The organism is Stutzerimonas frequens, assembly GCF_024448335.1.
GTDB classification, from domain to species: Bacteria; Pseudomonadota; Gammaproteobacteria; order Pseudomonadales; family Pseudomonadaceae; genus Stutzerimonas; species Stutzerimonas frequens.
Genome location: NZ_JAMOHM010000004.1, coordinates 320,510 through 346,113, shown reverse-complemented (window position 1 = coordinate 346,113; position 25,604 = coordinate 320,510). Strand labels below are relative to the sequence as shown.

The following is a 25,604-nucleotide window of genomic DNA, read 5'->3' as shown; positions in this document are numbered from 1 at the left end:
CCGATCATTCTTCCGGTTTCCAAGAACGCAGCAGCAGGGCGTTGCTCAGCACGCTGACGCTCGACAGGGCCATCGCCGCACCGGCCACCACCGGGCTGAGAAAGCCGAAGGCGGCGAGCGGAATGCCCACCAGGTTGTAGATGAAGGCCCAGAACAGGTTCTGCTGGATCTTGCGGTAGGTGCGCCGGCTGATCTCCAGCGCGGCCGGCACCAGGCGCGGATCGCCGCGCATCAGGGTGATGCCGGCGGCGTGCATGGCCACGTCGGTGCCGCCGCCCATGGCGATGCCGACATCCGCCGCGGCCAGGGCCGGGGCATCGTTGATGCCGTCGCCGACCATCGCCACCACGGCGCCGCCCTTCTTCAGCTCGGCCACGGTGGCCGCTTTGTCCGCCGGCAGCACCTCGGCATGCACGTCATCGATGTGCAGCGCTTCGGCCACCACTCGCGCGCTGCCACGGTTGTCGCCGGTGATCAGGTGGCTGCGGATATGCCGCGCCGCAAGCCCGGCAATCGCCGCGGCGGCGCCGTCCTTGAGGCTGTCACCGAAAGCGAACAGACCGAGGATGCGCGGCTCGGGCGCTTGTTCCACCAGCCAGGAGAGGGTGCGGCCCTCGGCTTCCCAGCACTGGGCGGTGTCCAGCAGCTCGCCCGGCTGCAGGCCGTACTCTTCGAGCATGCGCCGGTTGCCCAGCGCCAGCTGCTGGCCATCCAGCGTGCCGGCGATGCCGCGGCCGCTCAGGGCCTGGCTCTTCTGCACATCCGGCACCGTGATGCCGTCGGCTTCGCAGCGCTCCAGCACGGCACGCGCCAGCGGGTGTTCACTGCCGCGCTGCAGGGCGCCGGCCAGGCGCAGGATCCGCGCTTCGTCGCCGTCCACGGCATGCAGGTGGATGATCTGCGGCTTGCCCGAGGTAAGCGTGCCGGTCTTGTCGAAGGCCACGGCATTCACAGCATGGGCGACTTCCAGCGCCTCGGCGTCCTTGATCAGGATGCCGTGGCGTGCCGCCACGCCAGTGCCGGCCATGATCGCCGCCGGCGTCGCCAGGCCGAGGGCGCAGGGGCAGGCGATGACCAGCACGGCCACGGCGTTGATCAGCGCGACCTCGACCGGCGCGCCAGTGAGCAGCCAGCCGATCAGGGTGAACACGGCGATCACCAGCACCGCCGGGACGAACACCTGGCTGACCTTGTCCACCAGCTTCTGGATCGGCGCCTTGGCCGCCTGGGCGTCTTCCACCAAGCGGATGATCCGCGCCAGCACGGTCTCGCCACCGAGCGCGGTGGTGCGCACCAGCAGCCGACCCTCGCCATTGATCGCGCCACCGGTGATGCGGTCGCCCGGCGCCTTGTTCACTGGCAGGCTCTCGCCGCTGATCAGCGCTTCGTCGGCCTGGCTTTCGCCCTCGACCACTTCGCCATCCACCGGGAAACGCTCACCGGGGCGGACCAGTACCAGATCGCCGAGGCGCAGCGCGGCGATGGCAACATCTTCCTCGCGGCCTTCGACTACCCGTGTCGCGCGGTCCGGACGCAAGGCTTCCAGCGCCCGGATCGCCGCGCTGGTCTGGCGCTTGGCGCGGCTCTCCAGGTACTTGCCCAGCAGTACCAGGGCGATGACCACCGCCGAGGCCTCGAAATACAGGTGCGGCATCTGCCCGGCCGGCGTCGCCCACCATTGATAAAGGCTCAGGCCGTAACCGGCGCTGGTGCCGATGGCGACCAGCAGGTCCATGTTGCCGGCACCGGCGCGCACCGCCTTCCAGCCGGCGACGTAGAAGCGTGCGCCGAGGATGAACTGCACCGGCGTGGCGAGCAGGAACTGAATCCATGCCGGCAGCATCCAGTGGCCGCCGAACAGCTCGGCGAACATCGGCAGCACCAGCGGTGCGGCCAGCAGCAGGGCCGCGATCACCGCCCAGCGTTCACGCTGCAGGCGTCGCGCGGCATCCTGTTCGGGGCGCTGCTGGTCGCCGGCGCTCGCCTTGTAGCCGGTGGCCTCGATCGCCTGGATCAGCACGGCGGGGTCCGGCGTGCCGATCACCTCGACATGCGCGCGCTCGCTGGCCAGGTTCACCGCGGCGCTGCGCACGCCGGGCACCTTGAGCAGGGCGCGTTCGACCCGGCCGACGCAGCTGGCGCAGGTCATGCCTTCGATGTTCAGCTCGATGTTCTGCACAGGCACGCCGTAGCCGGCCTTTTCCACGGCCTCGATCAGCGTTGCCACGCCCAGGTCATCGCCTTCGATACGCACCTGTTCGTTGGCCAGGTTGACGTTGGCCGTGGTGACGCCCGGCACCTTGAGCAGGGCGCGCTCGACGCGACCGGCGCAGCTGGCGCAGGTCATACCGCTGACCGGCAGCGTATGGGTGGCGCTGGACATGGCAGTGACTCCTCGGATTGCGATGGCTGCAGGATCGACCTTAACCCTGTGGCAAGGTCAACACCATGATCTGCGACAGCAGGTGCCTTGACCTTGCCCAGGTGGCAAGGTCGAGAATCCACGCATCTACCAGTCGAGGAGAGAGACGATGCAAGTATTCAACGTGAGCGGAATGACCTGCAGCCACTGCGAGCGTGCGGTAACCCAGGCCATCCAGGCGCTGGACCCGCAGGCACAGGTGCAGGTGGATCTGGCGGCCGGAACCGTGCAGGTCCAGAGCAGCGCTGGCGAGCAGGCGATTCGCGAGGCGATCAGCGAAGAGGGTTATCAGGTGAGCTGATCGCTCACGCGGCAGGCTGGTCGGGATCGTCCGGCCAGTCGCGGACCAGCCCGCGGAACAGTGGGTCGATCAGCGCCTTGGTATCGACCTGCGGCGCGAACAGCTCGGTGTCGCGCGTCCAGTCGGTGAACAGCCCGACCACCATGGCATGCAGCGACAATGCGGCGAGTCGCGGCGTGACGCCTGGGCGCAGGCAGGCCGAGGCGTTGCGCAGCAGGTTCTCGCACAGATCGATGAACTGGTTGATGAAGGCGTGGTGACGCTCTTCAGCTTCGCGCAATTCATCGGTGAACTCGCACTTGTGCAGCAGGATGGTGAAGATCCGGCGCTTCTGCTCGTTGCTGGCCAGGGTGCTGATGGCCTCGACCGTCAGGTTGCGCAGGGCGATCAGTGCCTGCAGCGGTTGCTGCTGATTGCAGCTGCACAGGCGTTCGGTCATCTGCTCCGGTGGCAGTCGAATCTGGTTGAGCATTTCATGGAACAGGTGCGCCTTGTTCTGGAAGTGCCAGTACACCGCGCCGCGCGTCACACCGGCGTCACGGGCGATCTGGTCGAGGCTGGTGTGGGCCACGCCCTTGTCCAGAAACAGCCGCTCGGCGGAGGCGAGGATGGCGATGCGGGTCTTCTCGGCTTCTTCTTTGGTTCGGCGCATGGGGCAGGTTCGGCAGATAGCGGCTGCTTCGGGCGTCCAGCAGCGTTGGAGGCGGCCAGTGTAACGGCGCATCTCGTCGCGATGCATGTTTACAATCGGCGGTGTATGTAACAGCATCTTGCACGCCGGTGCAAACCCTCGAACGAGGTAACGGTCCACCGAGTGGCCCTCGCGCCTCCTTCTCTTTCCTGCTTGCGAGCTTCTGATGTCTCTGCGGATTCTCCTCATCCTGGGCGCGCTCAGTGCGTTCGGCCCCCTGGCCATCGACATGTACCTGCCGGCCTTTCCCTTGCTGGCGGAGTCGTTCGGCACCAGCGTAGATCACGTACAGCTTTCGCTGGCTGCCTATTTCATCGGTCTGGCTATCGGTCAGCTGGTCTATGGCCCGCTGGCCGATCGCTACGGGCGGCGTGGGCCGCTGCTGGTCGGCGTGACGCTGTTTACCCTGGCCTCTCTGGCCAGCGCCTTCGCGCCGTCCATGGACTGGCTGATCGGCGTGCGCTTCGTGCAGGCGCTGGGTGGCTGCGCCGGTATGGTGGTTGCGCGCGCCGTGGTGCGCGACCTGTGCGATCCGATGACCAGCGCCAAGGTGTTCTCGCAGCTGATGTTGGTGATGGGCCTGGCGCCGATCCTTGCGCCAGTGGCGGGCGGCGCGTTGCTGGCGACCTTCGGTTGGCCATCGATCTTCATCCTGCTGACGCTGTTCAGCGCAATCTGCCTGGTGGCGGTCACGCTCTCGCTACCGGAAACCTATCCGGCCGGGCTGCCGCGCCAGCCGATGTCCGGTGCGCTGGGACAGTACCTGCGGCTGTTCCGCGATCGCTTCTTCATGGGCCACGTGCTGACCGGCGCGCTGTGCATGGCGGGGATGTTCGCCTACATCACCGGTTCGCCGTTCGTCTTCATCGAGCTGTATGGCGTCAAGCCCGAGCATTTCGGCTGGCTGTTCGGCATCAATGCCGCGGGCTTCATTCTGATGGCGCAGGTGAACGTGCGGCTGGTGCGCTGGCGCGGGCCGGAATTCTGGGTGCGGCGCTGGGTGTGGTTCTTCTTCGGCAGTGCGCTGGCGCTGCTGGCGGTCGCCGCCGCGCAGCCCGAATCGCTCTGGCCGTTGCTGATCCCGCTGTTCTGCTGCGTGTCCTGCCTGGGCTGTCTGTTGCCGAACGCCACCGCCTGCGCCATGGCCGACCATCGTGCCAATGCCGGCAGTGCTTCGGCTCTGCTTGGCAGTTTGCAGTTTGCCATCGCGGCGATTGCCGCTTCGGCGATAGGCGCTTTGCACAACGGTACAGCGGTGCCGCTGGCGGCCATCATGAGCCTGTGCGGGCTGCTGGCGACGCTCGTCGCCTATGGCACGGCGCGCGCCAGCACGGAGTGAAGTATCAGGCGCTCAGTGGCAGGCGATGCGGCGCCTGCAGGCGTCGCTGCAGGGTTTCGACGAAGGCGCGTGCCTCAGCCTCGCTGCGGAAGGTGACGCGCTGGCGGTCCAGGCAGACCTGCCAGGCGCTGTCGGGATAGGGCGTCAGGCGGCGGACGAGAATGTTCATGGCGATCTCCTCGCAAGTTGGCGCCGCTCAGTCTAGGCGCAGCCATGGCTCGCGTGGCGAGCCATGGTGTCGCAGGTCGGCCTTGCGCCGACGAATGGCTCAATAGGCCAGCCGTGCGTCCAGACTGTTCTGCGCCAGGCGGCGAGCCTGCGCTTCGGTCATGCCCAGGCTCTCGTGCAGCGCGATGAAGTTCTCCGTCACGTAGCCGCCGAAGTAGGCCGGGTCGTCGGAATTCACCGTGACTTTCACGCCCTGCTCCAGCAGGTCGAGGATGTTGTGCTGGCGCATGTCGGCGAACACCTTGAGCTTGGTGTTGGACAGCGGGCAGACCGTGAGCGGAATCTGCTCCTCGATCAGCCGTGCGATCAGCTTCGGGTCTTCCGCGGCGCGCACGCCATGGTCGATGCGGCTGACCTTGAGCAGATCGAGCGCCTGCCAGATGTATTCCGGCGGGCCCTCTTCGCCGGCATGGGCAACGGTCAGCAAGCCTTCGGCACGCGCCTTGTCGAACACGCGCTGGAACTTGCTTGGCGGGTGGCCGACTTCGGAGCTGTCGAGGCCCACGGCAAAGAACGCGTTGCGATAGGGCAGCGCCTGTTCCAGCGTCTTGAAGGCTTCTTCTTCCGGCAGATGGCGCAGGAAGCTGAGAATCAGCCCGCTGCTGATGCCCAGCAGCTCACGGCCATCGGCCAGCGCCGCGCTGATGCCGTTGAGCGCTGCCTCGAACGGCACGCCGCGGTCGGTGTGGGTCTGCGGGTCGAAGAAGGGCTCGGTATGTACCACGTTCTGCTCTTCGCACTTCTGCAGGTAGGCCCAGGTCAGGTCGTAGAAGTCCTGCTCGGTGCGCAGCACGTCGGCGCCGGCATAGTAGAGGTCGAGGAATTCCTGCAGGTTGCCGAAGTTGTAGGCGCTGCGCAGCGCCTCGACGTCGTTCCAGGGCAGGGCGATCTTGTTGCGCTCGGCCAGGCGGAACATCAGTTCAGGCTCCAGCGAGCCCTCCAGGTGCAAGTGGAGTTCGGCCTTGGGCAGATTGTTGAGCCAGTCGTGCATCGCGAAATTCTCGTCTTGCGGGTGTGGGCGCATTCTAGCGACGGGTTGTCGCATCCGGATATGGCCATCGGCTGTTTGCCGTGCCTAGCAGGCGTCGATGACAGTGCGATGAAGCCTCCGTTTCATTTGGCGAATATTTGACCAGCGGTCTGCGAGCCAAGCACGGCGCGGCCTGGCAAGGTTGTTCCCAATGTTATCCACACACTTCTCCACGCGAATCGGGCATAACTGGCAGCTGGCAGAACGCGATTGATGGCATTGCGTCATCGCGCGACCGCTCAGTCAAAAAACACTGCAATTCAAGCGTTTAACGTGATAGTGGTGGGCCTGCAAGGCGCTCTGGTTAAAAAATGTACAGATTTCTGCAGCCCCCGTGGCAGGCGCTTCGCAGCACGCCATACAAATGTTATCCACAATTGCTTCCACAGTATTTGTGGGCAACGCAGGCTCTAGTCCGACGTTTCCAACTGGCTACGACCGCGGGTGATATCAGCAAGCAATCTGCCCAGCGGCTGCAGCTGAGCGGCGGGAAGGGCAATCTCCAGCGTCACGCCTTCGGCATCGAAATGCTCGGCTTCCAGCAGCGCTTCGAAATCGCCTAGGCGCGCCTTGAGCAGCGCCAGTTCGGCGAAGCGGCAATGACAGCGGCAGCGCGAGCGCGAAACCAGCTCGCTGCGCTCACCGGCCTGCAGACATTTGGCGGTGGTGCCGCCGTAGGCACGGGCGAGGCCGCCGGTGCCTAGCTTGATGCCGCCGAACCAGCGGATCACCACCACCGCAACCCGATCGAAATCCTGCCCTTCTATGGCCGTGAGCATTGGTCTTCCCGCCGTACCGCCGGGCTCGCCGTCATCGCTGAAGCGGTATTGATTGCCGATCTTCCACGCCCAGCAGTTATGCGTAGCGGTCGGATCGCTGACCGCCTGGATGAATGCCTGCGCTTCTTCCGGACTTTGCACCGGTGCGGCCTTGGCCAGGAAACGGCTCTTGCTGATGACTTCCAGCAGTTCGCAGGGCACGGACAGGGTGAAGGGCATGAGAAATGTGGCTTCCGGATAGCGCAACGGGGCGAGCATTGTAGCCGCGTCGGAGTCGTCGCAAAGGCCGGGCGGCCATGACCATCCGGCCAACGGGCTGAACTTATGTTGCCGCCTCGGACCCCTAGTTAGTAAGGCGTGGCTCGCGCCTGACGCCAGTGGCACCTACCAGAGCCACTTCCTACCGGCTAGAGAAAAGGAGGAAACACCATGCTCAACTCCAGTTACCAGTCATGCATCCAGGCCTGTTCCAATTGCGCCCTGGTCTGCGAGACCTGCGCGGCCTCCTGCCTGCGCGAGGACGACGTGAAGATGATGGCGCGCTGCATCGAACTCGATCGTGACTGCGCCGACATGTGTGCGATCGCGGCGGTGCTGATGACCCGCGACAGCGCCTATGCCAAAGCCTTCTGCAAGCTCTGTGCGCAGGTCTGCCGCGACTGTGCCGAGGAGTGCGGCAAGCACCAGCACGACCATTGCCAGGCCTGCGCCGAAGCCTGTCGCAAGTGCGCTGAAGAGTGCGAAAAGATGGCGGCCTGATCGGTCGTCGATCTGGAGGGCTGCAGCTGCGGCTGTCGGCCCTTCTGCTTCAGGCCAGCCAGTCCAGCGTCAGGATCAGGCGGCGCTCGGTGCTGGTTGCCTGCGGCGAGCGGTGAATGATCCCGGCGCCTTCGTTACCCAGCCATTTCTCCCCCTTGAACAACGCCACGTCGCCAGCCCCGAGCTGCTCGATGGCGGCCGGGTCTGTCGGTTCGGCTGCCGGATCACCGAGACGCCAACGTGGCATGCCGTCCTCGCGAAGCCATTCGCTACCCGCGCCGGCATAGGTGGTGATCAGCCGCAGCGGCACATGATCGACGTGGAAGCGCGGGCACATGGCCTTGTTCAGCAGCCGCAGGCGCAGGCCGATGCGTCGCGCGTCGACCAGACAGGCGAAGGCGCGGGCCAGCCAGGCGACATCCGCGACGAAGCCGGCATGTCCGGCGAGGTCCCGATGGCTCGCGGCCAGGGTCGGCAGCTGCAATTCACCTTCGGCGCCCGGTTCCAGCGTCAGGGACTCGGCCAGCGGTTCGCCCAGCGCCAGCAGCGTCTCGGCGAAGCCGGTGATGTGCAGGGGTAGTCGGCGCTGCCACACCGCGAGGTTGACCCCATCTTGCAGGGCTTCGGCGAGCACCGCCGGGGTATCGCCGAACAGCTGCCGCGGCTGCGGGCGAGTCGCCGCAAGCGCCAGCATCAGGCGACCTGCTCGTGCCAGGGGCCGAACGGGTCCGGCAGGCGCAGCCAGCCGTCGATGCCCAAGGCCCACTCGCTGTCGTTCAGCAGGCAGGCGTCCAGCTCGCGGCGCAGCCGGTTGAAGTCGATGTTCTGCCCGATGAAGACCAGTTCCTGGCGGCAATCGCCGAACTCGCCGCGGGAATTGCCAAGGATCGCCGTGCGGCTTTCGCGGTCGCTCGGCCAGGCCGACTCCGGCGTGAAGTGCCACCAGCGCCCGGCGTAGTCGTAGCGCATCAACCCACCGGCCTGCGACCAGCTGCCGGCTTCATCGGGGCGGGTAGCGAGCCAGAAGAAACCCTTGGAGCGCAGCAGGCGGCCGTTGCTCCACTCGCGGTTAAGGAAGTTGTAGAAGCGTTGTGGGTGGAACGGCCGGCGCGCCAGATAGGCGGTGGAGGCGATGCCGTACTCCTCGGTTTCCGGCAGATGCTCACCGCGCATTTCCTTGAGCCAGCCGGGCGCCTGGGCGGCGCGTTCGAAATCGAAACGGCCGGTGTCGAGGATTCGGTCGAGCGGCACCTGACCCATGCTCATCGGCTGAATCTCGGCGTGGGTGTTGAGCCGGCCGAGGATGGCGGTCAGCTCTTCGCGGTCGGCCGCGGAGATCAGGTCGATCTTGCTGATCAGGATGACGTCGGCAAACTCCACCTGCTCGATCAGCAGCTCTGTGACCGAGCGCTCGTCGTCCTCGCCAAGGGTTTCGCCGCGGCTGGCCAGGCTCTCGGCCTCGTGGAAGTCGCGCAGGAAGTTCACCCCGTCGACCACCGTGACCATGGTGTCCAGCCGTGCCAGATCGGCCAGACTCTGGCCCTGCTCGTCACGGAAGGTGAAGGTTTCGGCCACCGGCAGTGGTTCGGAAATGCCGGTGGACTCGATCAACAGGTAGTCGAAGCGGCCCTCGCGGGCGAGCTTGCCGACTTCCTCGAGCAGGTCTTCGCGCAGGGTGCAGCAGATGCAGCCGTTGCTCATCTCCACCAGCTTCTCTTCGGCGCGATTGAGGCTGACGCCGCGCTGCACCTCGTTGCCGTCGATGTTGATCTCGCTCATGTCGTTGACGATCACCGCCACGCGGCGGCCGTCGCGGTTCTTCAGGATGTGATTGAGCAGGGTGCTCTTGCCGGCGCCGAGGAAGCCGGACAGGACGGTTACGGGGAGGCGGTTCATGGCGGTCTCTCAGGCGGATCGTTGGTGTTTTTCGCGCTGTTCCTGGCGTTGTTTCGCCTCGATGGACAGCATCGTGGTGGGGCGCAGCAGCAGGCGCTGCAGGCCGATGGGTTCGCCGGTTTCGGCGCACCAGCCGTACTCGCCGCGGGCGATGGCATCCAGCGCGGCGTCGATCTTGTCGAGCAGCTTTTTCTCCCGCTCCAGAACGCGCAGCTGCCAGTGGCGCTGTTCTTCGGCGCTGCCGATGTCGGCGGGGTCGCTGCTCGGTTCCTGTTCGCGCAGCGCCTGGAATTCTTCCTCGATACGCGCCTGCAGCTCGGCACGCTGGCGCAGCAGCAGGTCGCGGAAGAAGACCTGTTGGTCGGCGTTCATGTATGCCTCGGCGGGCTGGGCGAGTAGTTCGGCTTCGGTCATGGGCGGGTGTCCGGCAACATCGTCCGCATAGTTATAACATAACATCTACTGTTGCGAGAGCTTATCGAGTGAGGTTGAGCAACAGTCGAAGGAAGGGCGCTGATGTGCGCGGTGCAGTACCGCCAGGGCACTTGCATGCATGGCCGATCACGTCTGTACTGGCTCGCTACCGGCGCCGGCCCGGTTTGTCGGCGTGCCAGTGGAGCGACCCATGAACCCGACTTTCCAGCCTGGTCGAAACATGGCGATGAAGGTGCCCGCCCATGAGTACGCGAGCACCGTTGCCTTCTACCGCGAGACGCTGAGGCTCAAGGAGCTGACGCCTAGCGATGCCGACGGCGAACAGACACCGCGCTTCGAGTTCGGCGACAAGGTGCTCTGGCTCGATCGCGTGGCGGGCATCAGCCAGGCAGAGATCTGGCTGGAGGTGGTGACGGACGATCTGGACGCTGCATCGGCCCTTCTGCAACAGCGCCATTGCGCCCGTCGAGATGAAATCGAACCCCTGCCCGATGGCTTCCGCGCGTTCTGGATCTCCAGCCCGGCCAATATCATTCATTTGATTTCCGAGCAGAAGCTGTCCTGAACGCGCCTCCGGCTGCGCAGCATTACGCCGCCTGCTTTTGCCGATAGCCCTGCGCAACCTGCACCAGTACCACCAGCGTCACGATGGGCAGCAGCCCGATGTTCACCGCCGCCCAGCCGGCCTGCGCGATCAAGGCGCCGGAGGCGAACGACATGGCTGCGGCGACGCTGCCGTTGCTCAGCTCCATCAGGCCCTGAGCCCGGGCGCGTTCGCTCGCTACGTGGCCCTGGCCCAGCTGGGTGGTGCCGGCGACCAGCATGAGGTTCCAGCCGATGCCGAGCAGGCAGCTGCTGAGCAGAAAGTGCCAGTGGCTGATGCCGAGCAGGGCGACCACTGCGCTGGCGATCAGCAATCCTCCACCCCCACAGGCGACCAGCCGGCAGCCGAAACGATCCACCAGCGGCCCGGCGACGAACGCCGGGAGGAACATGCCGAGCATGTGCCACTGAATGACCTGGCCGCTGGCCTGCAGATCCAGACCTTCGCCGTGCATCGCCAGGGGCGTGGCGTTCATCACCAGGATCATCAGGCCGTGGCCGGCAGCGGTGGTCAGCACCGCGGCGCGAATGGTCGGCCGCGCTAGCAGCGCCTGCCAGCTGATCGTCGCCGAATCGGCCCGGGCTGCCGGCATGCCCGAGTTCGCCGGCAACCCGGCCAAGACCACGAATCCCAGTGCCGCCAGACTGGCGATCAACAGATAGGTGCCGGCGAAAGGCACGCCGGCGAGATCACGCGCCATATGGCCGAGCGTGGGCGCTATCAGCGCCGCCAGCACGCCACCGCCGATCACGCAGGCCGTGGCGCGCCCCTTGAAGGCATCGCTCACCGCTTCCAGCGCGGCGAAGCGGTAATACATAGCCGAGGCCTGATAGGCGCCAATGGGCAGAGCGCCGATACAGAGCAGGGTGAAGCTGTCGAGCCAGAGCGACAGCGCGCTGATCAGCCCGCCCAGCACGCCGGCCAACGCTCCGATGAGGAAGCCGGCGCGGCTTCCGCGGCGTTGCATCAGGCCCGCCAGTGGCTGCAGGGCGAGCAGGCCGCCGAGCATCAGCAGGGCCAGCGGCAAGGTGGCGAGGCCCGCCGCTGGCGCCAGGCGCAGGCCGACGATGGCGGTGAAGATGATCCCGGTCATCGAACAGGACCAGAACAGCGCCTGGGCGATGAACAGGCGCAGGACCTGGGGATTGCTGAGCAAAAGATGCATGAGCGGCTCCTTGAGGGTGGCGAGCGGGCACAGCGCTGCCTGGCCAGATGCCGAGCGGGCTGGGAACGGTGAGTGAGGTCGGTTGCGTCAGCCGAAGCGCTGGTAGAAGTCCCGCGGGCTGACCGACAGGTGCTTCTGGAAGCTGCGCCGGAGATTTTCCGGATGGCCGAAGCCGGTCAGCCGCGCCACCGTCGCGATCGAGGCCTGGGCGTCGAGCAGCAGATTGCGCGCGGCTTCCAGGCGCACCCGTTCGATGTACTGGCCCGGGCCCATGCCGGTTTCCTGGCTGAACAGGCGGCACAGGGTGCGTGGGGTCATATGCGCCTGGGCGGCCAGCGCCTCGATGGACAGGTCGTCGCCCAGATGCCCTGGAATCCATTCCAGCAGCGCGGCGAGGCGCGCCACGTTGCCGCTCGGCGCCGCCAGCATGGGGCTGAACTGGGTCTGCCCGCCGGGCCGGCGCAGGAACATCACCAGCCGCTGGGCGACTGCCAGCGCCAGTGCGCGGCCGAGATCGGCTTCCACCAGGGCCAGCGCCAGATCGATGCCGGCGGTGACGCCCGCGGAGCTGAACAAGTGCGACGCCTGCGGATCGGTCGGGTCGTAGGTGTGCAACCGGTCGCCCTGCACCTCGATGGATGCGTACTCGCCCAGCGCCGCGAGGTCCGCCCAGTGCGTAGTCGCCTTGCGCCCGTCGAACAGTCCGGCCTCGGCCAGGATCAGCGCGCCGGAACAGACCGAGCCCAGGCGCCGCACCCTGGGTTCGGCGGCCCGCAGCCAGTCGAGCAGCGCTTGGTCGCGCCTCTGCGCGTCCACGCCGACGCCACCGGGGATCAGCAGGGTATCCAGCGTGACGGGAGCGCATTCGGCCCAGCTGGCATCCGCCACCAGCTTCAGCCCCGCCGAGGTGGCGACCGGACCGGCTGCGGCGCCCAGCAGCACCAGCTCGTAATGACGGGGCAGACCCTGGCGCTGGCGCTCGACGTTGGCCGAGGCGAACACCTGCATCGGGCCAGTGACGTCCAGGCTCATCACTTCCGGGTAGATCAGGCAGGCGACGGTGCGGGTGGCGTCCATGATGCAGCTCTCAGGGTGGATGGCTGCAGTCTGCTGCCGGTACGCGCGTGTCGCAATGACAAGGTTCCCACGGATCTTGCTAATGCATGCCACGGCTTGGTCATCCGCGACCCGCATCGCTGCTGCAGATGGCCTCCGAATAGCTACCTGCGCTTCAGGCGTCGCTCTTGACCCGCGACCGATACTGCCCCGGCGTCATGCCGACGACCGTCTTGAAGTCATGAATGAGGTGCGCCTGGTCGCTGTAACCACAGCTCAGGGCGGTATCCAGTAGCGGCTGACCGGTGCGCAGTTGGTTGCGCACCAGCGCCACCCGCTGGATGCGACTGAACTGGTTGGGCGTCATTCCTACCTGGTGGCGGAACAGGCGCTCCAGCTGACGCTGGCCGAGCGGCACGCTCTGCAGCAGATCGGCCAGGCGGCCCCGGCCTTCGCTGGCGGCGATTCGGTTGAGCAGCTGCTGTACCGGGTTGCGGCGTGCCTGGGTTTCCTCGAGACGGCGGAGCAGTTCGCGTTCGATCAATGCCTGCTGCGCGCCGCGTTCCAGCTCGGCCAGCTGATCGACCAGGTGCGCGAGTCCGAGCCTGGGCCAGTCCGCGTCGTGGAATCCCGTCAGCTCGTCGAGGCCGATACCGAACATGGCGGCGCCCATGCCGGGCCGAAAACGCACGCCCATCATCCTGACCCGGCCGACCAGCTGCAGGCGCGTGGTGGCCAGCTGCGGCCCGGCGATCAGGGCCCGCCGGCCACGCTGAGTGCCATCGAAGTTCAGCGGATCGGCGAAGTTGAAGATCACGCCGCTGCCGCCGTCCGGGTGCAGCAGCTGCTCGTCGTAGGCTTGCGAGCCGTCGCCTTCTATCCACCAGAAACGCTGCACGTACGCGGCCAGCGTCGGGCTCGGCGGGTGGGTGACGAAACCCTGAAGACAGGGCAGGCGGGCGTGGAGGGACTCGGTCATGACGGGCCGCTTGCAAGATGTCGAAAATCTACAATAGCGCAGCATGGCGGCTGCGTAGCCTTGGTTGCACATTCAAACCGAGGAGTGACCCCCATGCGCATGAACTACCAGGCCGCCGCCCCCGATGTGATGACCGCGATGATCGGGCTGGAAACCTACCTGGCGCGGCAGAGCCGCCGCGAGGATGGCGTCGACAAACCGCTGATGGAGCTGGTCAAGATCCGTGTTTCGCAGATCAACCAGTGCGCCTACTGCCTCGACATGCACACCAAGGACGCCCGCGCCCTGGGCGAAACCGAGCAGCGCATCTATGCCCTGAGTGCCTGGCGCGAAACCCCATTCTTTACCGACCGCGAACGCGCCGCGCTGGCCTGGGCCGAGGCCAATACCCTGTTGCCCCAGGGCGTTTCGCAACAGCTGTTCGAGGAGGTGCGCGAGTATTTTTCCGAAGCCCAGCTCGCCAACCTGACCCTGGCCATCGCCACCATCAACGCCTGGAACCGCTTTGGCGTGTCTTTCGCGCCGGTGCCGGGCAGCTATCAGCCCGGTTGAGCCAAGCGTAACCGCCTGGCCTGTTGGCCGGGTGGTTCCGCTTCAGGGTTGCAGTTCCTGATTACCCATGGCGCAGAAGCTCTGCGCCCGCCGTGCCATCGGCAGCGCGCGCAGCTGGGACATGCATTGCGCCTGGCTGGGCGTGCGCACCACACGGAGCTTGGCGTCGTCGTTCACCTGGATCAGGTACGGCTTGTTGTAGCGTGGGCCGTCGTGCCAGCTGCTGAAGCGCTGCTCGCTGTAGATGCAGTGATAGCGCATATGCCCGGAGAAGCCCTTGATCCGGTCGCGGCGGAAGATGTGATGGTATTGCTGCCAGTCACGCTTGCTCTGGCCGTCGCGCACCGCGTCGAGGCAGCCCTGCAACTCAGTGATATCCGGTTCGTGGAGAAAGATGCTCTGTGCCAGGCTGGAGCCGTCCAGTTGCATCGTCGCCACCAGGTAGACCTGCCGCTCGGCCGCCTGAGCCGGAAGCGCCAGCGACAATCCCAGCGCCAACATCCCTGTTCTGATCACTTGCAGTACTCCTGAGGTCCGCTTATTCGAGCGCCGCACCCTAGCCGAGGTCAAACTGCGGAACAAGCCGATGGGCGAAAGTCACCCCGGGCGCGACCTGAACTCCGGCGGTAGCAGCAGTCAAATCGATGTAATCGGCAGATCACGGGGAAATGAAATGTTGCATGCGCCTTCATACTGGTCGGGCGGCTTTGCGGTAAATTGGCCTGCCTTTGGCAACGTAACCACCCTTACATGACCCTCCTGATAGCGTTCGCTGTCTTATCCATCCTCGTTTCATTCATCTGTTCGATCCTCGAAGCTGCACTGCTCTCGCTGACGCCGAGCTTCATCGCGCACCAGAAGACGACCCGTCCGAAGCTGTACGAGCGCCTGAAAGAACTGAAAGACAAGGTCGACCAGCCGCTTGCGGCGATCCTCACGCTGAACACGGTCGCCCACACTGTCGGCGCCACCGGAGTCGGCGCCCAGGTCACCGTGGTCTTTGGCAACGGCTACGTCGGTATCGCCTCGGCGGTGATGACGGTGCTGATCCTGGTGCTCTCGGAAATCCTGCCCAAGACCATCGGAGCCCGTTACTGGCGCACGCTCGCGCCGTACCTGCCGCCGTTGCTGAACGGCATGATCCTGATGCTCAAACCGTTCATCTACCTGTCCGACCTGATCATGCGGGCGGTCGGCGGCAAGGAGCCGGAGCACGACATCCGTCAGGAGATCAAGGCGTTGACGGTGCTTGGCTGCGAGAACAAGAGCCTCGACGAGGACGAGCAGCGCGTTATCAGGAACATCCTCGACCTGCACGAGATCAAGGTCCGTGACGTGATGACACCACGCACGGTATGCGACTACACGTCGCCGGAGACCAGCATCGGTGCATTCAAGGCGCAGGTCGCCGACAGCCAGTTCTCGCGCTACCCGGTGATCGGCGAGAACGAGAGCCCGCTGGGTGTGGTGTTCCGCTATGACGCCCTGGCAGCGAGCGACGACGAAGCGCCGGTGTCGACGATCATGAAATCGATGAAAGTCGCACCGGAAATGACCAGTGTCGAGAATCTCATGACCCAGCTGCTGCATGAGCGCCAGCACATGTGCCTGGTCTATGACGAATTCGGTAGCTGGCGCGGCCTGGTGACGCTGGAAGACATCATGGAAACCATCATCGGCCAGCCGATCATGGATGAAACGGACGATATCCCGAACATGCGCCGCTTCGCCAAGCGCCGCTGGGATCATCGCATCAAGCGCGCCCGCGAGAGCTGAGCGGCAATGCGGAGCGGGCCTGCCGCTCCGCAGGTGTCCTCCCGGTGACCGCAGGGCCTGATCGTTCCGAGGCGCACGAAGCGCGTCGCATCAATCGTCGGAAGGGGCGGCCTCGTACAGTTCCAGCGGCAAGCCGTCCGGGTCCGCGAAGAAGGTGAACCGGCGGCCGGTGTATTCGTCTGTCCGAATTGCCTCCACCGCAACGCCCTGACGCTCCAACCACGTCTTGCACTGCGCGACGTCATCCACCGCAAAGGCCAGATGCCGCAATCCTTGCGCTTCCGGGCGCGAGGGGCGCGGCGGGGCGTCGGGAAACGAGAACAGCTCGAGTTGCCCACCGTCCGGCAAGGCCAGGTCGAGCTTGTAGGACTGTCGCGACTCCCGGTAGTGCTCGGCGATCACCGCAAGGCCCAGCGTCTCGGTATAGAAGCGCTTCGAGACGGCATAGTCGGAGCAGATGATCGCGGCGTGGTGGATGGAGCGGAGCATCGGCGGACCTGTGAGATGGTTGGATAGCAAGTCGGTTTTGCGGCGGTGCTTGAAGGCAAAGGACAGCGGTTTGTCTGCCTCTTTGAAACGGTCAGGCGACTGCCGAGCGGTGTCTATGCTGTCGCAGGAAACGGCCCGTCGCCATGGCCAAGAGAGCAAGTGCGGCCAAGACGCCTAAGCCGGCGCTGCGAGGATAGATATCGTCGACTCGCTTGATTCGGCCGATGTTTGGCGACGTTTGCGAAACCAGCGCTGTCACCGACTGCCCCTCGCGCCACGCCGGCACGCCGAAGAACTGGCTTTCGAATCGGAAGTGCTCGCCGTTCAAGTAGTACTCGACCACTGCATGGATATTGCTTGAATACTGGCGCCCATCGCCTCGACTGATGCGTTCGCTGCGAATGGCGACGATCTTCCCCTGCGCCTCGACGAAGCCTTCGACGAAGGCCTGTTCACGCACGAAGTTGTAAATGCTCGCGCCGAGCAGGAGCAGAACGAACGCGATAGGAAAGGTCTTGAGCATGCTCGATCAGGGCTCGTGGTCGGGCTGTGTGTCGGGTACAACTGCTGACGGGACATTATCATCGGGGGCCTGATCCATGCACCACGTCCGCCATATCAGCATCTTCATCGCCCGTGATCCGGGACAGGTGTATGCGTTCGCCGCCGACCCGCGCAATCTTCCGCAGTGGGCGGCGGGGCTGGCGCGTTCCGAGGTCACGCAGCAGGGCGATGCATGGGACGCGCCTTTTGGAAAAGTGAGGATTCGCTTCGCACCGCCGAATGCGCTCGGGGTGATGGACCACGAAGTCGAACTGGAGTCGGGTTCGATAGTTCGCAACCCCATGCGGGTCATGCCGTGTAGCGGCGGGTCTGAGTTCGTTTTTCACGCTGTTCCGCCAACCGGACATGAGCGATGAGCAATTTGCGATGGACGCTCAGGCGGTGGCGGCGGACCTGCAGCGGCTCAAGAATCTGCTTGAGCAAGCGCGATAAGTTAATTCGGATTTCTCGAATGGACGCCCAGCGCCGTGACCGTCAGCAGAATCAGCGCCATGCCCAGGACCTGCATGGCGGCCAGGCTTTCATCTAGCACCACGACGCTGAAGAGCGAGGCGGTCACCGGTTCGACCATGGCCAGGATGGACGCTGCCGCGGGCGCGGTATGCTTGAGCCCGACGATGTACAAGACGAACGACAGCCCGCCACCGAGTACGCCTAATGTGACGAACAGCGGCCAGCTCGAGGTGCCCAGCACGGCCAAAGTCTGCTCCGCATCGCTCAGCCCGAGCAATATCACCACCAGCACCGCGAAGGCGATCACCAGAATCGCCTGAGGGCTGCCATGGGGGGCCGCATACTTGAAGGCGAAGATGAAAACGGCGTACGACACGCCGGAAAGCAGTCCTGCACCCACCGCCAGCAGTGTGATGTCGCCCGCTCCGACGTCGTAGATGCCGGTCAGCAGAATGACGCCAAGCGTCACCAGCGCGATAGCCGTCCACTTGAATGCGCTGGGCCGCTCCAGCCGAAACGCGAACGAGACGAGATAGACGAACACCGGCGCGGAGTACATGAGTGTCGCCGCCACGGCCACGCTGCCCTCGGCGATGCTGAGAAAATAGAACGAGAAATTGCCTGCCACGGCCGCCCCGGCGACTGCCGACCAGAGCCACAGTCGCCCGTTCATTAGACCGCTGCCAGCCGGGCGCAAGGCAAGCCAGAGAAGCACGACTAGCAGCCCGATCGCGCCGCGGGAGAGCGAGACCACGATCGGGCTCCAGCCCTCGGCGGTCAGAACACCGCCGATTCCGCCCGACAGCCCCCAGCACAATGCCGCGAGTACGACGAATAGCCCCCCGAGGCTTTGCGTCTTGCCTGATGGGTGTTTCACGTTGGGTCGCGGCGGCTGCTGCGCCATTTGCCCCGCCCGTTATGCCTGCGACGTCGCTGGCCTTTCTTCATGAAGTCACCGCCGCCCGCCTGTTCCGCGCCTCTAGGGGCTGTCGAGCGAAGAACGGCCCACAGCCCTCCCAGCGACTGTAGTCAAGCTGTCGGGAGGGTTGGGGCGCTGCTGGTCATTGGATGCGTGTCACGCGCCAGACGATGTTGGCCAGATCATCCGCGACGATCAGCGCACCGCTGGGGTCGACGGTCACACCGACCGGGCGGCCGCGGGTCTTGCCGTCCTCGCGGAAGCCGGTCACGAAGTCGATGGGTTCGCCGGCCGGGCGGCCATCGCGGAACGGCACGAAGATCACCTTGTAGCCGGACGGATCTTCCCGGTTCCAGCTGCCGTGCTCGCCGACGAACGCGCCTTCGGCGAATTGCTCACCCATGACTTCCGAGGAGAAATCCAGGCCCAGCGCGGCGACGTGGGCGCCCAGTGCGTAGTCCGGCGTGATCGCCTGCTTGACCTTGTCCGGGTCCTGCGGACGCACGCGGTCGTCGACGTTCTGCCCCCAGTAGCTGTAGGGCCAGCCATAGAAGCCGCCTTCCTGCACCGAGGTCAGGTAGTCCGGCACCAGGTTTTCACCCAGTTCGTCGCGCTCGTTCACCACCGACCACAGCTGGTCCGTGCCGGGCAGTATCGCCAGTGCCGTGGGGTTGCGCAGGCCGGTTGCGTAGGGCTTGTAGGCGCCGGTTTCGGTGTTGATCTGCCAGACCATGGCGCGGTCGACTTCCGCTTCCATGCCGCGCTCGGTGATGTTGCTGTTCGAGCCGATGCCGACATAGAGGTACTGGCCGTCAGGGCTGATGGTCATCGCCTTGGTCCAGTGGTGATTGATCTCCGAGGGCAGGTCGACGACCTTGGTCGGCGGGCCGCTGGCTTCGGTCTGGCCTTCTTCGTATTCGAAGCGCACCAGTTCGTCCTGGTTGGCGACGTACAGGTTGCCGTCGTGGAAGGCCAGCCCGTAAGGCGCGTTGAGGTCCTCGGCGAACACCTTTTGCAGCTCGTAGGTACCGTCGCGGTCGGCGTCGCGCAGGAGCGTCAGGCGATTGCCGCTTTCCACCGAGGTGACGCCTTTGGCCTTGATATAGCCGGCAATCACGTCCTTGGGCTTGAGCTTGGGCGCATTGCCGCCTCGGCCTTCCGCCACGATGATGTCACCGTTGGGTAGCACCAGCGTCTGCCGTGGAATCTGCAGGTCAGTGGCAATGGCGCTGACGCTGTAGCCGTTCGGTACCGTTGGCATCGCATCGTCCCAGGGGGCCGGGTCGGCGATTGTCATGCTCGGCAGCAGCCCGCGCTCGGGCTCCGGCAGTTTGGGGTTGGCGCCGTAGCGGCTGGCAGCGTCCTGTTCGTTGCCACCGCAGGCGCTCAGCAACACGGCGATGGTCAGTACGGAGAGGGCATGGGTGTGCTTCATGCTTCACCTCCGTCGCGCAGATTGGAAAGGCCAACCCATGCGGCGGCGCAGGCCAGCAGGGTGACGATCACCGATAGCACCAGGCCGGTCGGCATGACCGCCCAGGCATCCTTGGCGTGCTGCAGTGCGTTGATGAAACCAAGCACCCAGGCCACGGCGAGCAACAACAGATAAATCAAAGGTCGGCCTGTTCTATGCCTGGCCTTGACCAGATTGGCGATGGCGAACAGCACCGACAGCCCGCAGAACACCAGCGCGCCGGCGATCAGCCACGAGGCGAAGTTGGCCCACTGGATCTCATAGCTGCGGAAGTAGGCGATGTCGCTCAGCAGCGCGCCAAGAAACAGGGGGACGGTCCCGGCCAGCAGCGTCGCATGCAGCGGGCCGGGCACATGGCGGGAAACGCTGTGGGTGGTTTCGGTGGTGCGGTGGGTAATAACGGTCACGAGGCTCTCCTCATCGCTTCGGATCGGACCCGCCCAGCACGATGGTCTGGCTGCCCGGGTCGCTCTGACGGTGCTTAAGAGGGGATCGCATCATTGGCCTGTTAGTTCACCACCAATGGCCGAGCGGGCAACCCGGCGTTCTGGCAGGACGGCGCGAGCAACCGCGCCAAGTGCTGCGGGATGCTTTCGTGGCGTGCTGATCGACGGCGAGCGGTGGCCGGTCAAACACGGTTCGCAAAACTCGCGCAGGGCATCGCTGACCTGGTTGGCGTTACTGTGTCGGGGCGAGTTCGCTCGAGCGGCAGGTGATTTCCGCATAGGGCTCATCCGGTGAGTATTCGCCTGGAACCCGCTCGGTGCGCTGGGTATTTGGCGCGACAGTGAAAACCGGCGACGCCGAGGTATCCGAGCGCGCGTCATTCGGTACATGGAACTCGCAGGTAATCTGCCCGCCGGTACGGTTCATGACCTTCACCGCGCGTACGCCGAGCAGTTCACCTTCGACCCCTTCGGATTTGGCCGGCACGCCCATCGGACTGATCTCCACATCGAGACCGTTGAGGTGGCTGACCACTTCCGGCGGCGGCGTTTGGGCGAAGACCAGCGGGGCGAGGAGCGCCAGGCCGCCGGCGAGGAATGACTGCTTGCTCATGGGAACCTCCACTGACTGGAGCCCTTTAGAAGGGCGTGCCACGGGTCGGTTCGATCGCTGCGTCAGGCAATGGTTGCAAATGATTAAAGGCGTCAAAAAATTGGTTGGCACGATTTATGATGGCTCAAAGCCATGATCTGTATTGCCGCGCCGGTTGTGCCGTGTTGAACTCCAGCCGTGCCAAGGTTGCGTGCGGTCCTTGCGAGGGTGGCTCAAGTGACAAGGTTTCTGTGCATCGCGTTGTTCGCCCTGTCAGGCACGGTGTCGGCTTCGGTCGATGTGACGCTCGACCTGAGCGCTGTCGAGCGCGACTGGCTGGCCGACAACCGCTCGGTCAGCATCTGTGTCGATCCGGACTGGCTGCCGTTCGAGACGCTCAACGCCCGTGGTGAGCACGAAGGAATCGCCGCCGACCTGTTGCGTCTCGTGGCGCAACGGGCGGGTCTGCAACTTGATATCGTGGCGACCAGCGACTGGGGCCAATCGGTGGCGTTTTCCCAGGCCGGCCGCTGTCAGCTGCTCAGCTTTCTCAACCAGACGCCTGCGCGTGATGCCTGGCTGATCTTCACCCAGCCGTTGTTCACTGACGCCAATGTGGTGATCGCACGCGAAGACCATCCCTATGTGGCTGACCTGTCTGCCCTTGAAGATGTGACGGTCGCTTTGCCGGTGGGCACGTTCGTCGAGGAAAGCGTTCGGCGGGATTTCCCCCAGCTACGCGTCATCGTCACCGACACGGACGCCGAGGCGCTGGCGTTGGTGAACGAGCGCAAAGCCGATCTGACCATACGGTCGCTGACCGTGGCTGCCTACACCATGCGCCGCGAGGGCTGGTTCAATCTGAAAATCGCCGGACAGCTGGCGAGTCTCGATAACCAGTTTCGCATCGGTGTGCTGAAGAGCGAACCTTTGCTGCGCGGCATTCTGGACAAGGCGATCACGACCATTACGCCGTGGGAGCTGAACCAGATCGCCAACCGGCATGCGCCGATTCGCATCGAGTCGGGTACCGACTACCGGCTGGTCGTGCAGATCGTCGTGGTTTTCTCGGTGATGCTGCTGACCAGCCTGTACTGGATCGGGCGGCTACGGAGGCTGAACGAGCAGCTGCAGATCAAATCGCAGACCGATGCTCTCACCGGCTTGGCCAACCGCGCCGAACTCGACCGACGCTTCGCCAGGGCGCTGGAGCAGGCGCGGCGTTACAACCGACCGCTGTCGATCGTCATGCTGGATATCGATCACTTCAAGAGCATCAACGACGAGTTCGGTCATCAGACTGGGGACCGCGTTCTCAAGGAATTCGCCGACCTGCTGGTATCTGGTCTGCGCGGCAGTGACGCCGTGGGCCGCTGGGGTGGCGAGGAGTTCCTGCTGCTGTGTCCGGAAACCAATGGTCAGCAGGCGCTGGCGTTCGCCGAGCGCCTCTGTGAGCAGTCACGGGCATCCATGTTCAGCACCGGCCGCGGCCAGACCCTCAGCGCCGGGGTCGCCGAGCTAGGGCCGGTGGACACTGCCGATAGCCTGCTACGGCGTGCGGACGCTGCGCTCTACCGCGCCAAGCACGACGGTCGTGACCGCGTCTGCTGGCTGGCGTCGGACGAGTAGCCGGGCCGCTTCGCCGTTCAGTGCTTGCCGGCCTTGCGCAAGCGGACGTAGAGATCCTTGCCGCCGGTGGCGCTGCTGCCGCGTGACTCCAGGTCGAAGCGTTTGGGCTGGCCGGCGATCAGGTCACTGAGCTTCCGGCAGCCGTACAGGCGCGGATCGAAGGCCGGGCGCAGCTTGCTGATGTTCTGCCCGAGGGTGCCGAGCTGGATCCAGTCGTCTTCCTCGGTGAGGTCGTCGAGAATCTTGGCGATGAAGTCCACCGGCACCGCCTGGCATTTGATGGTGTCGCCCTTGTCGCCTGTCTTCGGCGGCTTGCTGCTTTCTTCTACCTGTGCGGCGGCCGCGGCGAGCTTTTCCGGCGACGGCTCGACAGCGACCTTGGCGGCGTCGGCGCGCAGGATTTCGGTGTAGATGAACTTGTCGCAGGCGGAGACGAAGGGCGAGGGCGTCTTCTGTTCGCCGAAGCCGTACACCGTCAGGCCTTCCTCGCGGATGCGCGCGGCCAGGCGGGTGAAGTCGCTGTCGCTGGAGACCAGGCAGAAGCCGTCGAAGCGCCGGGTGTAGAGCAGGTCCATGGCGTCGATGATCAGCGAGCTGTCGGTGGCGTTCTTGCCCGAGGTGTAGGCGAACTGCTGGATCGGCTGGATCGAGTAGTCGAGCAGCACCTTCTTCCAGCTGCCGAGGTTGGGTTTGGTCCAGTCGCCGTAGATGCGCTTGACGCTGGCGACCCCGTATTTGGCGATTTCCTCGAACAGCCCTTCGACGATGGCGGCGGGCGCGTTGTCGGCGTCGATCAGCACGGCGAGGTGCTTCTGCTTGTTCGAACTGTTGGGCTTGCTGGCCATGCTTCTTCCCTGGACTGGAGATCGCCCGACCATAACGCCGACCACCGTGCCCTGGCCATAGCGGCGTGCTGCCAACGCCTGCCGAACTCGGTTAGCATGCGCGGCTTTGATCACATGGATTGCGGTGCATGGAACAGCGAGGCACGCTGAAAAGCTGGAACGACCAGAAGGGCTTCGGCTTCATTCGCCCGGAGCAGGGCGGTGAGGATGTCTTCGCGCATATCTCGGCCGTGCATGGTGAGCGTCGGCCGCTGGTTGGTGATCGTGTGCTCTACGTGTTGGGGCGCGATCCCCAGGGCCGGCTACGTGCCGAGCATCTGCGGCTGGATGCGCCGCTGACGCTGGACCAGCCAGCGATTCGCCAGCGCCCGGGCAGTCAGCGGCAGAAGAGCGATCCTCAGGACCGCCCGCGCGCCACGGCGCGTGCCGCCGGCAAGCCTGCGCGGCAGCTGGTTGCCGGCAATATCCAGCAGCTTCCGCTCAAGCTGGTGCTGTTCGCGCTGCTCTGCCTGCTGCCGCTGGCGGGCAGCCTCCTGCGCCTCGGGGCGATGTTGCCGTTGGCAATCTACGCCCTCGCCAGCCTGCTGACCTTCTTCCTCTACTGGCGCGACAAGCACAGCGCGCTGAAGGATCGCTGGCGCACGCCGGAAACCACGCTGCATTTCTTCGAGCTGGCCGGCGGCTGGCCGGGTGCGCTCGTGGCGCAGCAGGTGTTTCGCCACAAGACCCGCAAGCTGAGCTATCAGCTGACCTTCTGGCTGATCGTCGTGCTGCACCAGGCGTTCTGGATCGATCTGCTGTTCATCGGCAGCGGCTTTACCCGCGAGCGGCTGGATTGGTTGTTGCGCTTGATCTGAAACGCGAAAGCCCGACGAATCAGACTGTGTGAAAACTACTGCGCTCGGCCAGGCCGCGTTAAAAACAGGCTCGGTTGCGAGCCCAGTCAAAATGCTCATTTACAACTCGTAAACTGCGCTTTTTCGCCTGTTTTAGCCTTGCCTGACCATCGCTCGCTACGTTTTCACACGGTCTGGAATGCCGGGCTTTCGGACGAGCATCGCGGCTCAGACTTTTCTGACGAACTCGGACTTCAGCTTCATCGCGCCGATGCCATCGATCTTGCAGTCGATGTCGTGGTCGCCATCGACCAGGCGGATGTTCTTGACCTTGGTGCCGACCTTGACCACCAGCGACGAGCCCTTGACCTTGAGGTCCTTGATCACCGTGACGGTGTCGCCGTCCTGCAGGGTGTTGCCCACCGAGTCCTTGATCACCTTGTCGCCTTCGCCCGCGGCCGCTGCGCTTTCAGTGGCGGACCACTCATGGCCGCACTCAGGGCAGGCCAGCATCTGGCCGTCTTCGTAGGTGTATTCGGAATTGCATTTGGGGCAGGGAGGCAGCGTGCTCACGGCGGGTCCTTCAGTGGAGGTGCGGAAAGCCGTGCATTGTATAAGGTTTTGTTACAAATCGGGGGCAGCGGGACTCCGGCGCCGCCGAAGTCCCGCTGTGCCGTCGAGGGCGATGTCTAATTCACCGCGGCGAGGCGCTCGCTGCCTGCGCGCAGTTCGCTGTAGCGGTGTTCCAGCTCACGACGAATCTCGCGGCGCTGGTACGCCTGGGCGAAGCGGCGTTGCTGTTCCGCTGTCTTCGGATTCAGCGGCGGCACCGGCACCGGCTTGCCGTCCTCGCCGAGGGCGACCATGGTGAAGAAGCAGCTGTTGGTGTGACGCACGGTCTTCGAGCGGATGTCTTCGGTTACGACCTTGATGCCGATTTCCATCGAGGTGGTGCCGGTGTAGTTGACCGAGGCGAGGAAGGTGACCAGCTCCCCGACATGCACCGGCTGGCGGAACACCACCTGGTCCACCGAGAGGGTGACGACGTACTGCCCGGCATAGCGGCTGGCGCAGGCATAGGCGACTTCGTCGAGATACTTGAGCAGCGTGCCGCCATGTACGTTGCCGGAAAAATTGGCTTTGTCCGGCGTCATCAGCACGGTCATGGTCAGCTCTGCATGTCCATCTAGCATGGGGGTTACGGCTCCTCGGTGGTGAAGGGTTGCTACTTTAGTCGAATGCCTCCTTCCTGTCTGGACTATCTGGCAAAACGCTTCATCGTTTTTTTCTATCGTCAATGCGGCAAAGGCGCGCACTGCTCGCATTTGGCCGATAAACCACTCAT

The 25,604-nt window shown here is 64.8% G+C and carries 30 protein-coding genes; 9 read left to right on the top strand and 21 right to left on the bottom strand.

Annotated features, from left to right (window positions below; genetic code table 11):
- Positions 1–4: 4 nt before the first annotated feature.
- A complete protein-coding gene (locus tag NAO55_RS08490; RefSeq protein WP_102838665.1) occupies positions 5–2,383 on the bottom strand; it encodes a heavy metal translocating P-type ATPase in 2,379 nt (792 codons plus the stop codon).
- Between the two features lie 148 nt (positions 2,384–2,531).
- Between NAO55_RS08490 and NAO55_RS08485 the strand changes: the two genes are divergently transcribed.
- Positions 2,532–2,723 carry a heavy-metal-associated domain-containing protein gene (locus tag NAO55_RS08485; protein ID WP_102838664.1) on the top strand — a complete coding sequence of 64 codons (192 nt, stop codon included), beginning with the start codon at positions 2,532–2,534 and terminating at the stop codon, positions 2,721–2,723.
- A gap of 4 nt (positions 2,724–2,727) precedes the next feature.
- Here NAO55_RS08485 and NAO55_RS08480 read toward each other — a convergent pair whose 3' ends face one another.
- Positions 2,728–3,375 carry a TetR family transcriptional regulator gene (locus NAO55_RS08480; RefSeq protein ID WP_102838663.1) on the bottom strand — a complete coding sequence of 216 codons (648 nt, stop codon included), beginning with the start codon at positions 3,373–3,375 and terminating at the stop codon, positions 2,728–2,730.
- 205 nt (positions 3,376–3,580) lie between these two features.
- Between NAO55_RS08480 and NAO55_RS08475 the strand changes: the two genes are divergently transcribed.
- The gene (locus NAO55_RS08475) at positions 3,581–4,753 is read left to right on the top strand and encodes a Bcr/CflA family multidrug efflux MFS transporter (protein WP_102838662.1); all 1,173 of its coding nucleotides are present in this window, start codon (positions 3,581–3,583) and stop codon (positions 4,751–4,753) included.
- Positions 4,754–4,757: 4 nt separating this feature from the next.
- On the opposite strand, the gene NAO55_RS08470 is transcribed toward NAO55_RS08475, so the two are convergent.
- The 3 genes from NAO55_RS08470 to NAO55_RS08460 all read right to left on the bottom strand — a co-directional run bounded on the left by NAO55_RS08470 (position 4,758) and on the right by NAO55_RS08460 (position 7,009).
- Complete coding sequence (locus NAO55_RS08470; RefSeq protein WP_166082458.1) at positions 4,758–4,922, bottom strand: hypothetical protein; 165 nt, start codon at positions 4,920–4,922, stop codon at positions 4,758–4,760.
- Positions 4,923–5,021: 99 nt separating this feature from the next.
- A complete protein-coding gene (locus NAO55_RS08465) occupies positions 5,022–5,972 on the bottom strand; it encodes an adenosine deaminase (RefSeq protein WP_102838661.1) in 951 nt (316 codons plus the stop codon).
- 449 nt (positions 5,973–6,421) lie between these two features.
- Positions 6,422–7,009 (bottom strand): IMPACT family protein, encoded by a 588-nt coding sequence (locus tag NAO55_RS08460; RefSeq protein WP_102839650.1) that lies wholly within the window; start codon positions 7,007–7,009, stop codon positions 6,422–6,424.
- 210 nt (positions 7,010–7,219) lie between these two features.
- Between NAO55_RS08460 and NAO55_RS08455 the strand changes: the two genes are divergently transcribed.
- The gene (locus tag NAO55_RS08455; RefSeq protein ID WP_014597733.1) at positions 7,220–7,549 is read left to right on the top strand and encodes a four-helix bundle copper-binding protein; all 330 of its coding nucleotides are present in this window, start codon (positions 7,220–7,222) and stop codon (positions 7,547–7,549) included.
- A gap of 49 nt (positions 7,550–7,598) precedes the next feature.
- Here the strand turns inward: NAO55_RS08455 and NAO55_RS08450 are convergent, their stop codons facing one another.
- Genes NAO55_RS08450 through dksA form a run of 3 tightly spaced genes read right to left on the bottom strand, consistent with a single transcriptional unit; the run spans position 7,599 to position 9,859 of the window.
- Positions 7,599–8,243, bottom strand: coding sequence for a DUF1826 domain-containing protein (locus NAO55_RS08450; RefSeq protein WP_102838660.1), 645 nt, complete (start codon positions 8,241–8,243; stop codon positions 7,599–7,601).
- Positions 8,243–9,445: a zinc metallochaperone GTPase ZigA gene (gene zigA, locus NAO55_RS08445; RefSeq protein WP_102838659.1), complete on the bottom strand. Its 1,203-nt coding sequence runs from the start codon at positions 9,443–9,445 to the stop codon at positions 8,243–8,245. Before zigA ends, NAO55_RS08450 begins: the two co-directional genes overlap by 1 nt.
- Before the next feature lie 9 nt (positions 9,446–9,454).
- Positions 9,455–9,859 (bottom strand): RNA polymerase-binding protein DksA, encoded by a 405-nt coding sequence (gene dksA, locus NAO55_RS08440; RefSeq protein WP_102838658.1) that lies wholly within the window; start codon positions 9,857–9,859, stop codon positions 9,455–9,457.
- Positions 9,860–10,070: 211 nt separating this feature from the next.
- Between dksA and NAO55_RS08435 the strand changes: the two genes are divergently transcribed.
- On the top strand, positions 10,071–10,445 hold the full coding sequence (locus tag NAO55_RS08435; protein WP_102838657.1) for a VOC family protein: 375 nt from the start codon (positions 10,071–10,073) through the stop codon (positions 10,443–10,445).
- A 22-nt stretch (positions 10,446–10,467) separates the two neighbouring features.
- Here NAO55_RS08435 and NAO55_RS08430 read toward each other — a convergent pair whose 3' ends face one another.
- The 3 genes from NAO55_RS08430 to NAO55_RS08420 form a co-directional block, all read right to left on the bottom strand.
- Positions 10,468–11,649 (bottom strand): MFS transporter, encoded by a 1,182-nt coding sequence (locus NAO55_RS08430; protein ID WP_102838656.1) that lies wholly within the window; start codon positions 11,647–11,649, stop codon positions 10,468–10,470.
- 87 nt (positions 11,650–11,736) lie between these two features.
- Complete coding sequence (locus tag NAO55_RS08425; protein WP_102838655.1) at positions 11,737–12,726, bottom strand: GlxA family transcriptional regulator; 990 nt, start codon at positions 12,724–12,726, stop codon at positions 11,737–11,739.
- Between the two features lie 154 nt (positions 12,727–12,880).
- Positions 12,881–13,684 carry a helix-turn-helix transcriptional regulator gene (locus tag NAO55_RS08420; protein ID WP_102838654.1) on the bottom strand — a complete coding sequence of 268 codons (804 nt, stop codon included), beginning with the start codon at positions 13,682–13,684 and terminating at the stop codon, positions 12,881–12,883.
- 93 nt (positions 13,685–13,777) lie between these two features.
- Here NAO55_RS08420 and NAO55_RS08415 point away from each other — a divergent pair, with 93 nt between their 5' ends.
- A complete protein-coding gene (locus tag NAO55_RS08415) occupies positions 13,778–14,236 on the top strand; it encodes a carboxymuconolactone decarboxylase family protein (RefSeq protein ID WP_102838653.1) in 459 nt (152 codons plus the stop codon).
- Positions 14,237–14,278: 42 nt separating this feature from the next.
- On the opposite strand, the gene NAO55_RS08410 is transcribed toward NAO55_RS08415, so the two are convergent.
- Positions 14,279–14,737 (bottom strand): hypothetical protein, encoded by a 459-nt coding sequence (locus NAO55_RS08410; protein ID WP_102838652.1) that lies wholly within the window; start codon positions 14,735–14,737, stop codon positions 14,279–14,281.
- Between the two features lie 249 nt (positions 14,738–14,986).
- Here NAO55_RS08410 and NAO55_RS08405 point away from each other — a divergent pair, with 249 nt between their 5' ends.
- Positions 14,987–16,012, top strand: a complete 1,026-nt coding sequence (locus tag NAO55_RS08405; RefSeq protein ID WP_102838651.1) for a CNNM domain-containing protein — start codon at positions 14,987–14,989, stop codon at positions 16,010–16,012.
- A 90-nt stretch (positions 16,013–16,102) separates the two neighbouring features.
- Here the strand turns inward: NAO55_RS08405 and gloA2 are convergent, their stop codons facing one another.
- Positions 16,103–16,501 (bottom strand): SMU1112c/YaeR family gloxylase I-like metalloprotein, encoded by a 399-nt coding sequence (gene gloA2, locus NAO55_RS08400; RefSeq protein WP_102838650.1) that lies wholly within the window; start codon positions 16,499–16,501, stop codon positions 16,103–16,105.
- A gap of 91 nt (positions 16,502–16,592) precedes the next feature.
- Positions 16,593–17,024: a DUF3592 domain-containing protein gene (locus NAO55_RS08395; RefSeq protein ID WP_102838649.1), complete on the bottom strand. Its 432-nt coding sequence runs from the start codon at positions 17,022–17,024 to the stop codon at positions 16,593–16,595.
- Between the two features lie 76 nt (positions 17,025–17,100).
- Here NAO55_RS08395 and NAO55_RS08390 point away from each other — a divergent pair, with 76 nt between their 5' ends.
- Positions 17,101–17,421, top strand: coding sequence for an SRPBCC family protein (locus NAO55_RS08390; RefSeq protein ID WP_232244571.1), 321 nt, complete (start codon positions 17,101–17,103; stop codon positions 17,419–17,421).
- A gap of 77 nt (positions 17,422–17,498) precedes the next feature.
- Here the strand turns inward: NAO55_RS08390 and NAO55_RS08385 are convergent, their stop codons facing one another.
- The 4 genes from NAO55_RS08385 to NAO55_RS08370 form a co-directional block, all read right to left on the bottom strand.
- On the bottom strand, positions 17,499–18,422 hold the full coding sequence (locus tag NAO55_RS08385) for a DMT family transporter (RefSeq protein WP_102838648.1): 924 nt from the start codon (positions 18,420–18,422) through the stop codon (positions 17,499–17,501).
- Positions 18,423–18,579: 157 nt separating this feature from the next.
- Positions 18,580–19,872 (bottom strand): PQQ-dependent sugar dehydrogenase, encoded by a 1,293-nt coding sequence (locus NAO55_RS08380; protein ID WP_102838647.1) that lies wholly within the window; start codon positions 19,870–19,872, stop codon positions 18,580–18,582.
- Complete coding sequence (locus NAO55_RS08375; protein ID WP_102838646.1) at positions 19,869–20,318, bottom strand: DUF2231 domain-containing protein; 450 nt, start codon at positions 20,316–20,318, stop codon at positions 19,869–19,871. Before NAO55_RS08375 ends, NAO55_RS08380 begins: the two co-directional genes overlap by 4 nt.
- A gap of 271 nt (positions 20,319–20,589) precedes the next feature.
- Positions 20,590–20,970, bottom strand: coding sequence for a hypothetical protein (locus NAO55_RS08370; RefSeq protein ID WP_102838645.1), 381 nt, complete (start codon positions 20,968–20,970; stop codon positions 20,590–20,592).
- 216 nt (positions 20,971–21,186) lie between these two features.
- Here NAO55_RS08370 and NAO55_RS08365 point away from each other — a divergent pair, with 216 nt between their 5' ends.
- Complete coding sequence (locus NAO55_RS08365) at positions 21,187–22,578, top strand: diguanylate cyclase (protein ID WP_063541997.1); 1,392 nt, start codon at positions 21,187–21,189, stop codon at positions 22,576–22,578.
- A gap of 17 nt (positions 22,579–22,595) precedes the next feature.
- On the opposite strand, the gene NAO55_RS08360 is transcribed toward NAO55_RS08365, so the two are convergent.
- Positions 22,596–23,423, bottom strand: a complete 828-nt coding sequence (locus NAO55_RS08360) for an NYN domain-containing protein (protein WP_102838644.1) — start codon at positions 23,421–23,423, stop codon at positions 22,596–22,598.
- Positions 23,424–23,551: 128 nt separating this feature from the next.
- On the opposite strand from NAO55_RS08360, the gene NAO55_RS08355 reads away from it, so the two are divergent.
- Positions 23,552–24,280 carry a DUF1294 domain-containing protein gene (locus NAO55_RS08355; protein ID WP_102838643.1) on the top strand — a complete coding sequence of 243 codons (729 nt, stop codon included), beginning with the start codon at positions 23,552–23,554 and terminating at the stop codon, positions 24,278–24,280.
- A 207-nt stretch (positions 24,281–24,487) separates the two neighbouring features.
- Here NAO55_RS08355 and NAO55_RS08350 read toward each other — a convergent pair whose 3' ends face one another.
- Entirely contained in the window at positions 24,488–24,832 is a 345-nt protein-coding gene (locus tag NAO55_RS08350; protein WP_102838642.1) for a zinc ribbon domain-containing protein YjdM, read from the bottom strand.
- Between the two features lie 116 nt (positions 24,833–24,948).
- Positions 24,949–25,452 carry an acyl-CoA thioesterase gene (locus tag NAO55_RS08345; protein WP_049325923.1) on the bottom strand — a complete coding sequence of 168 codons (504 nt, stop codon included), beginning with the start codon at positions 25,450–25,452 and terminating at the stop codon, positions 24,949–24,951.
- Positions 25,453–25,604: the final 152 nt, after the last annotated feature.

Bases quoted from the DNA above. Each gene is read 5' to 3' on its own strand.
- NAO55_RS08490 (WP_102838665.1), bottom strand. From the start codon at position 2,383: ATGTCCAGCGCCACCCATACGCTGCCGGTCAGCGGTATGACCTGCGCC.
- NAO55_RS08485 (WP_102838664.1), top strand. From the start codon at position 2,532: ATGCAAGTATTCAACGTGAGCGGAATGACCTGCAGCCACTGCGAGCGT.
- NAO55_RS08480 (WP_102838663.1), bottom strand. From the start codon at position 3,375: ATGCGCCGAACCAAAGAAGAAGCCGAGAAGACCCGCATCGCCATCCTC.
- NAO55_RS08475 (WP_102838662.1), top strand. From the start codon at position 3,581: ATGTCTCTGCGGATTCTCCTCATCCTGGGCGCGCTCAGTGCGTTCGGC.
- NAO55_RS08470 (WP_166082458.1), bottom strand. From the start codon at position 4,922: ATGAACATTCTCGTCCGCCGCCTGACGCCCTATCCCGACAGCGCCTGG.
- NAO55_RS08465 (WP_102838661.1), bottom strand. From the start codon at position 5,972: ATGCACGACTGGCTCAACAATCTGCCCAAGGCCGAACTCCACTTGCAC.
- NAO55_RS08460 (WP_102839650.1), bottom strand. From the start codon at position 7,009: ATGCCCTTCACCCTGTCCGTGCCCTGCGAACTGCTGGAAGTCATCAGC.
- NAO55_RS08455 (WP_014597733.1), top strand. From the start codon at position 7,220: ATGCTCAACTCCAGTTACCAGTCATGCATCCAGGCCTGTTCCAATTGC.
- NAO55_RS08450 (WP_102838660.1), bottom strand. From the start codon at position 8,243: ATGCTGGCGCTTGCGGCGACTCGCCCGCAGCCGCGGCAGCTGTTCGGC.
- zigA (WP_102838659.1), bottom strand. From the start codon at position 9,445: ATGAACCGCCTCCCCGTAACCGTCCTGTCCGGCTTCCTCGGCGCCGGC.
- dksA (WP_102838658.1), bottom strand. From the start codon at position 9,859: ATGACCGAAGCCGAACTACTCGCCCAGCCCGCCGAGGCATACATGAAC.
- NAO55_RS08435 (WP_102838657.1), top strand. From the start codon at position 10,071: ATGAACCCGACTTTCCAGCCTGGTCGAAACATGGCGATGAAGGTGCCC.
- NAO55_RS08430 (WP_102838656.1), bottom strand. From the start codon at position 11,649: ATGCATCTTTTGCTCAGCAATCCCCAGGTCCTGCGCCTGTTCATCGCC.
- NAO55_RS08425 (WP_102838655.1), bottom strand. From the start codon at position 12,726: ATGGACGCCACCCGCACCGTCGCCTGCCTGATCTACCCGGAAGTGATG.
- NAO55_RS08420 (WP_102838654.1), bottom strand. From the start codon at position 13,684: ATGACCGAGTCCCTCCACGCCCGCCTGCCCTGTCTTCAGGGTTTCGTC.
- NAO55_RS08415 (WP_102838653.1), top strand. From the start codon at position 13,778: ATGCGCATGAACTACCAGGCCGCCGCCCCCGATGTGATGACCGCGATG.
- NAO55_RS08410 (WP_102838652.1), bottom strand. From the start codon at position 14,737: ATGTTGGCGCTGGGATTGTCGCTGGCGCTTCCGGCTCAGGCGGCCGAG.
- NAO55_RS08405 (WP_102838651.1), top strand. From the start codon at position 14,987: ATGACCCTCCTGATAGCGTTCGCTGTCTTATCCATCCTCGTTTCATTC.
- gloA2 (WP_102838650.1), bottom strand. From the start codon at position 16,501: ATGCTCCGCTCCATCCACCACGCCGCGATCATCTGCTCCGACTATGCC.
- NAO55_RS08395 (WP_102838649.1), bottom strand. From the start codon at position 17,024: ATGCTCAAGACCTTTCCTATCGCGTTCGTTCTGCTCCTGCTCGGCGCG.
- NAO55_RS08390 (WP_232244571.1), top strand. From the start codon at position 17,101: ATGCACCACGTCCGCCATATCAGCATCTTCATCGCCCGTGATCCGGGA.
- NAO55_RS08385 (WP_102838648.1), bottom strand. From the start codon at position 18,422: ATGGCGCAGCAGCCGCCGCGACCCAACGTGAAACACCCATCAGGCAAG.
- NAO55_RS08380 (WP_102838647.1), bottom strand. From the start codon at position 19,872: ATGAAGCACACCCATGCCCTCTCCGTACTGACCATCGCCGTGTTGCTG.
- NAO55_RS08370 (WP_102838645.1), bottom strand. From the start codon at position 20,970: ATGAGCAAGCAGTCATTCCTCGCCGGCGGCCTGGCGCTCCTCGCCCCG.
- NAO55_RS08360 (WP_102838644.1), bottom strand. From the start codon at position 23,423: ATGGCCAGCAAGCCCAACAGTTCGAACAAGCAGAAGCACCTCGCCGTG.
- NAO55_RS08355 (WP_102838643.1), top strand. From the start codon at position 23,552: ATGGAACAGCGAGGCACGCTGAAAAGCTGGAACGACCAGAAGGGCTTC.
- NAO55_RS08345 (WP_049325923.1), bottom strand. From the start codon at position 25,452: ATGCTAGATGGACATGCAGAGCTGACCATGACCGTGCTGATGACGCCG.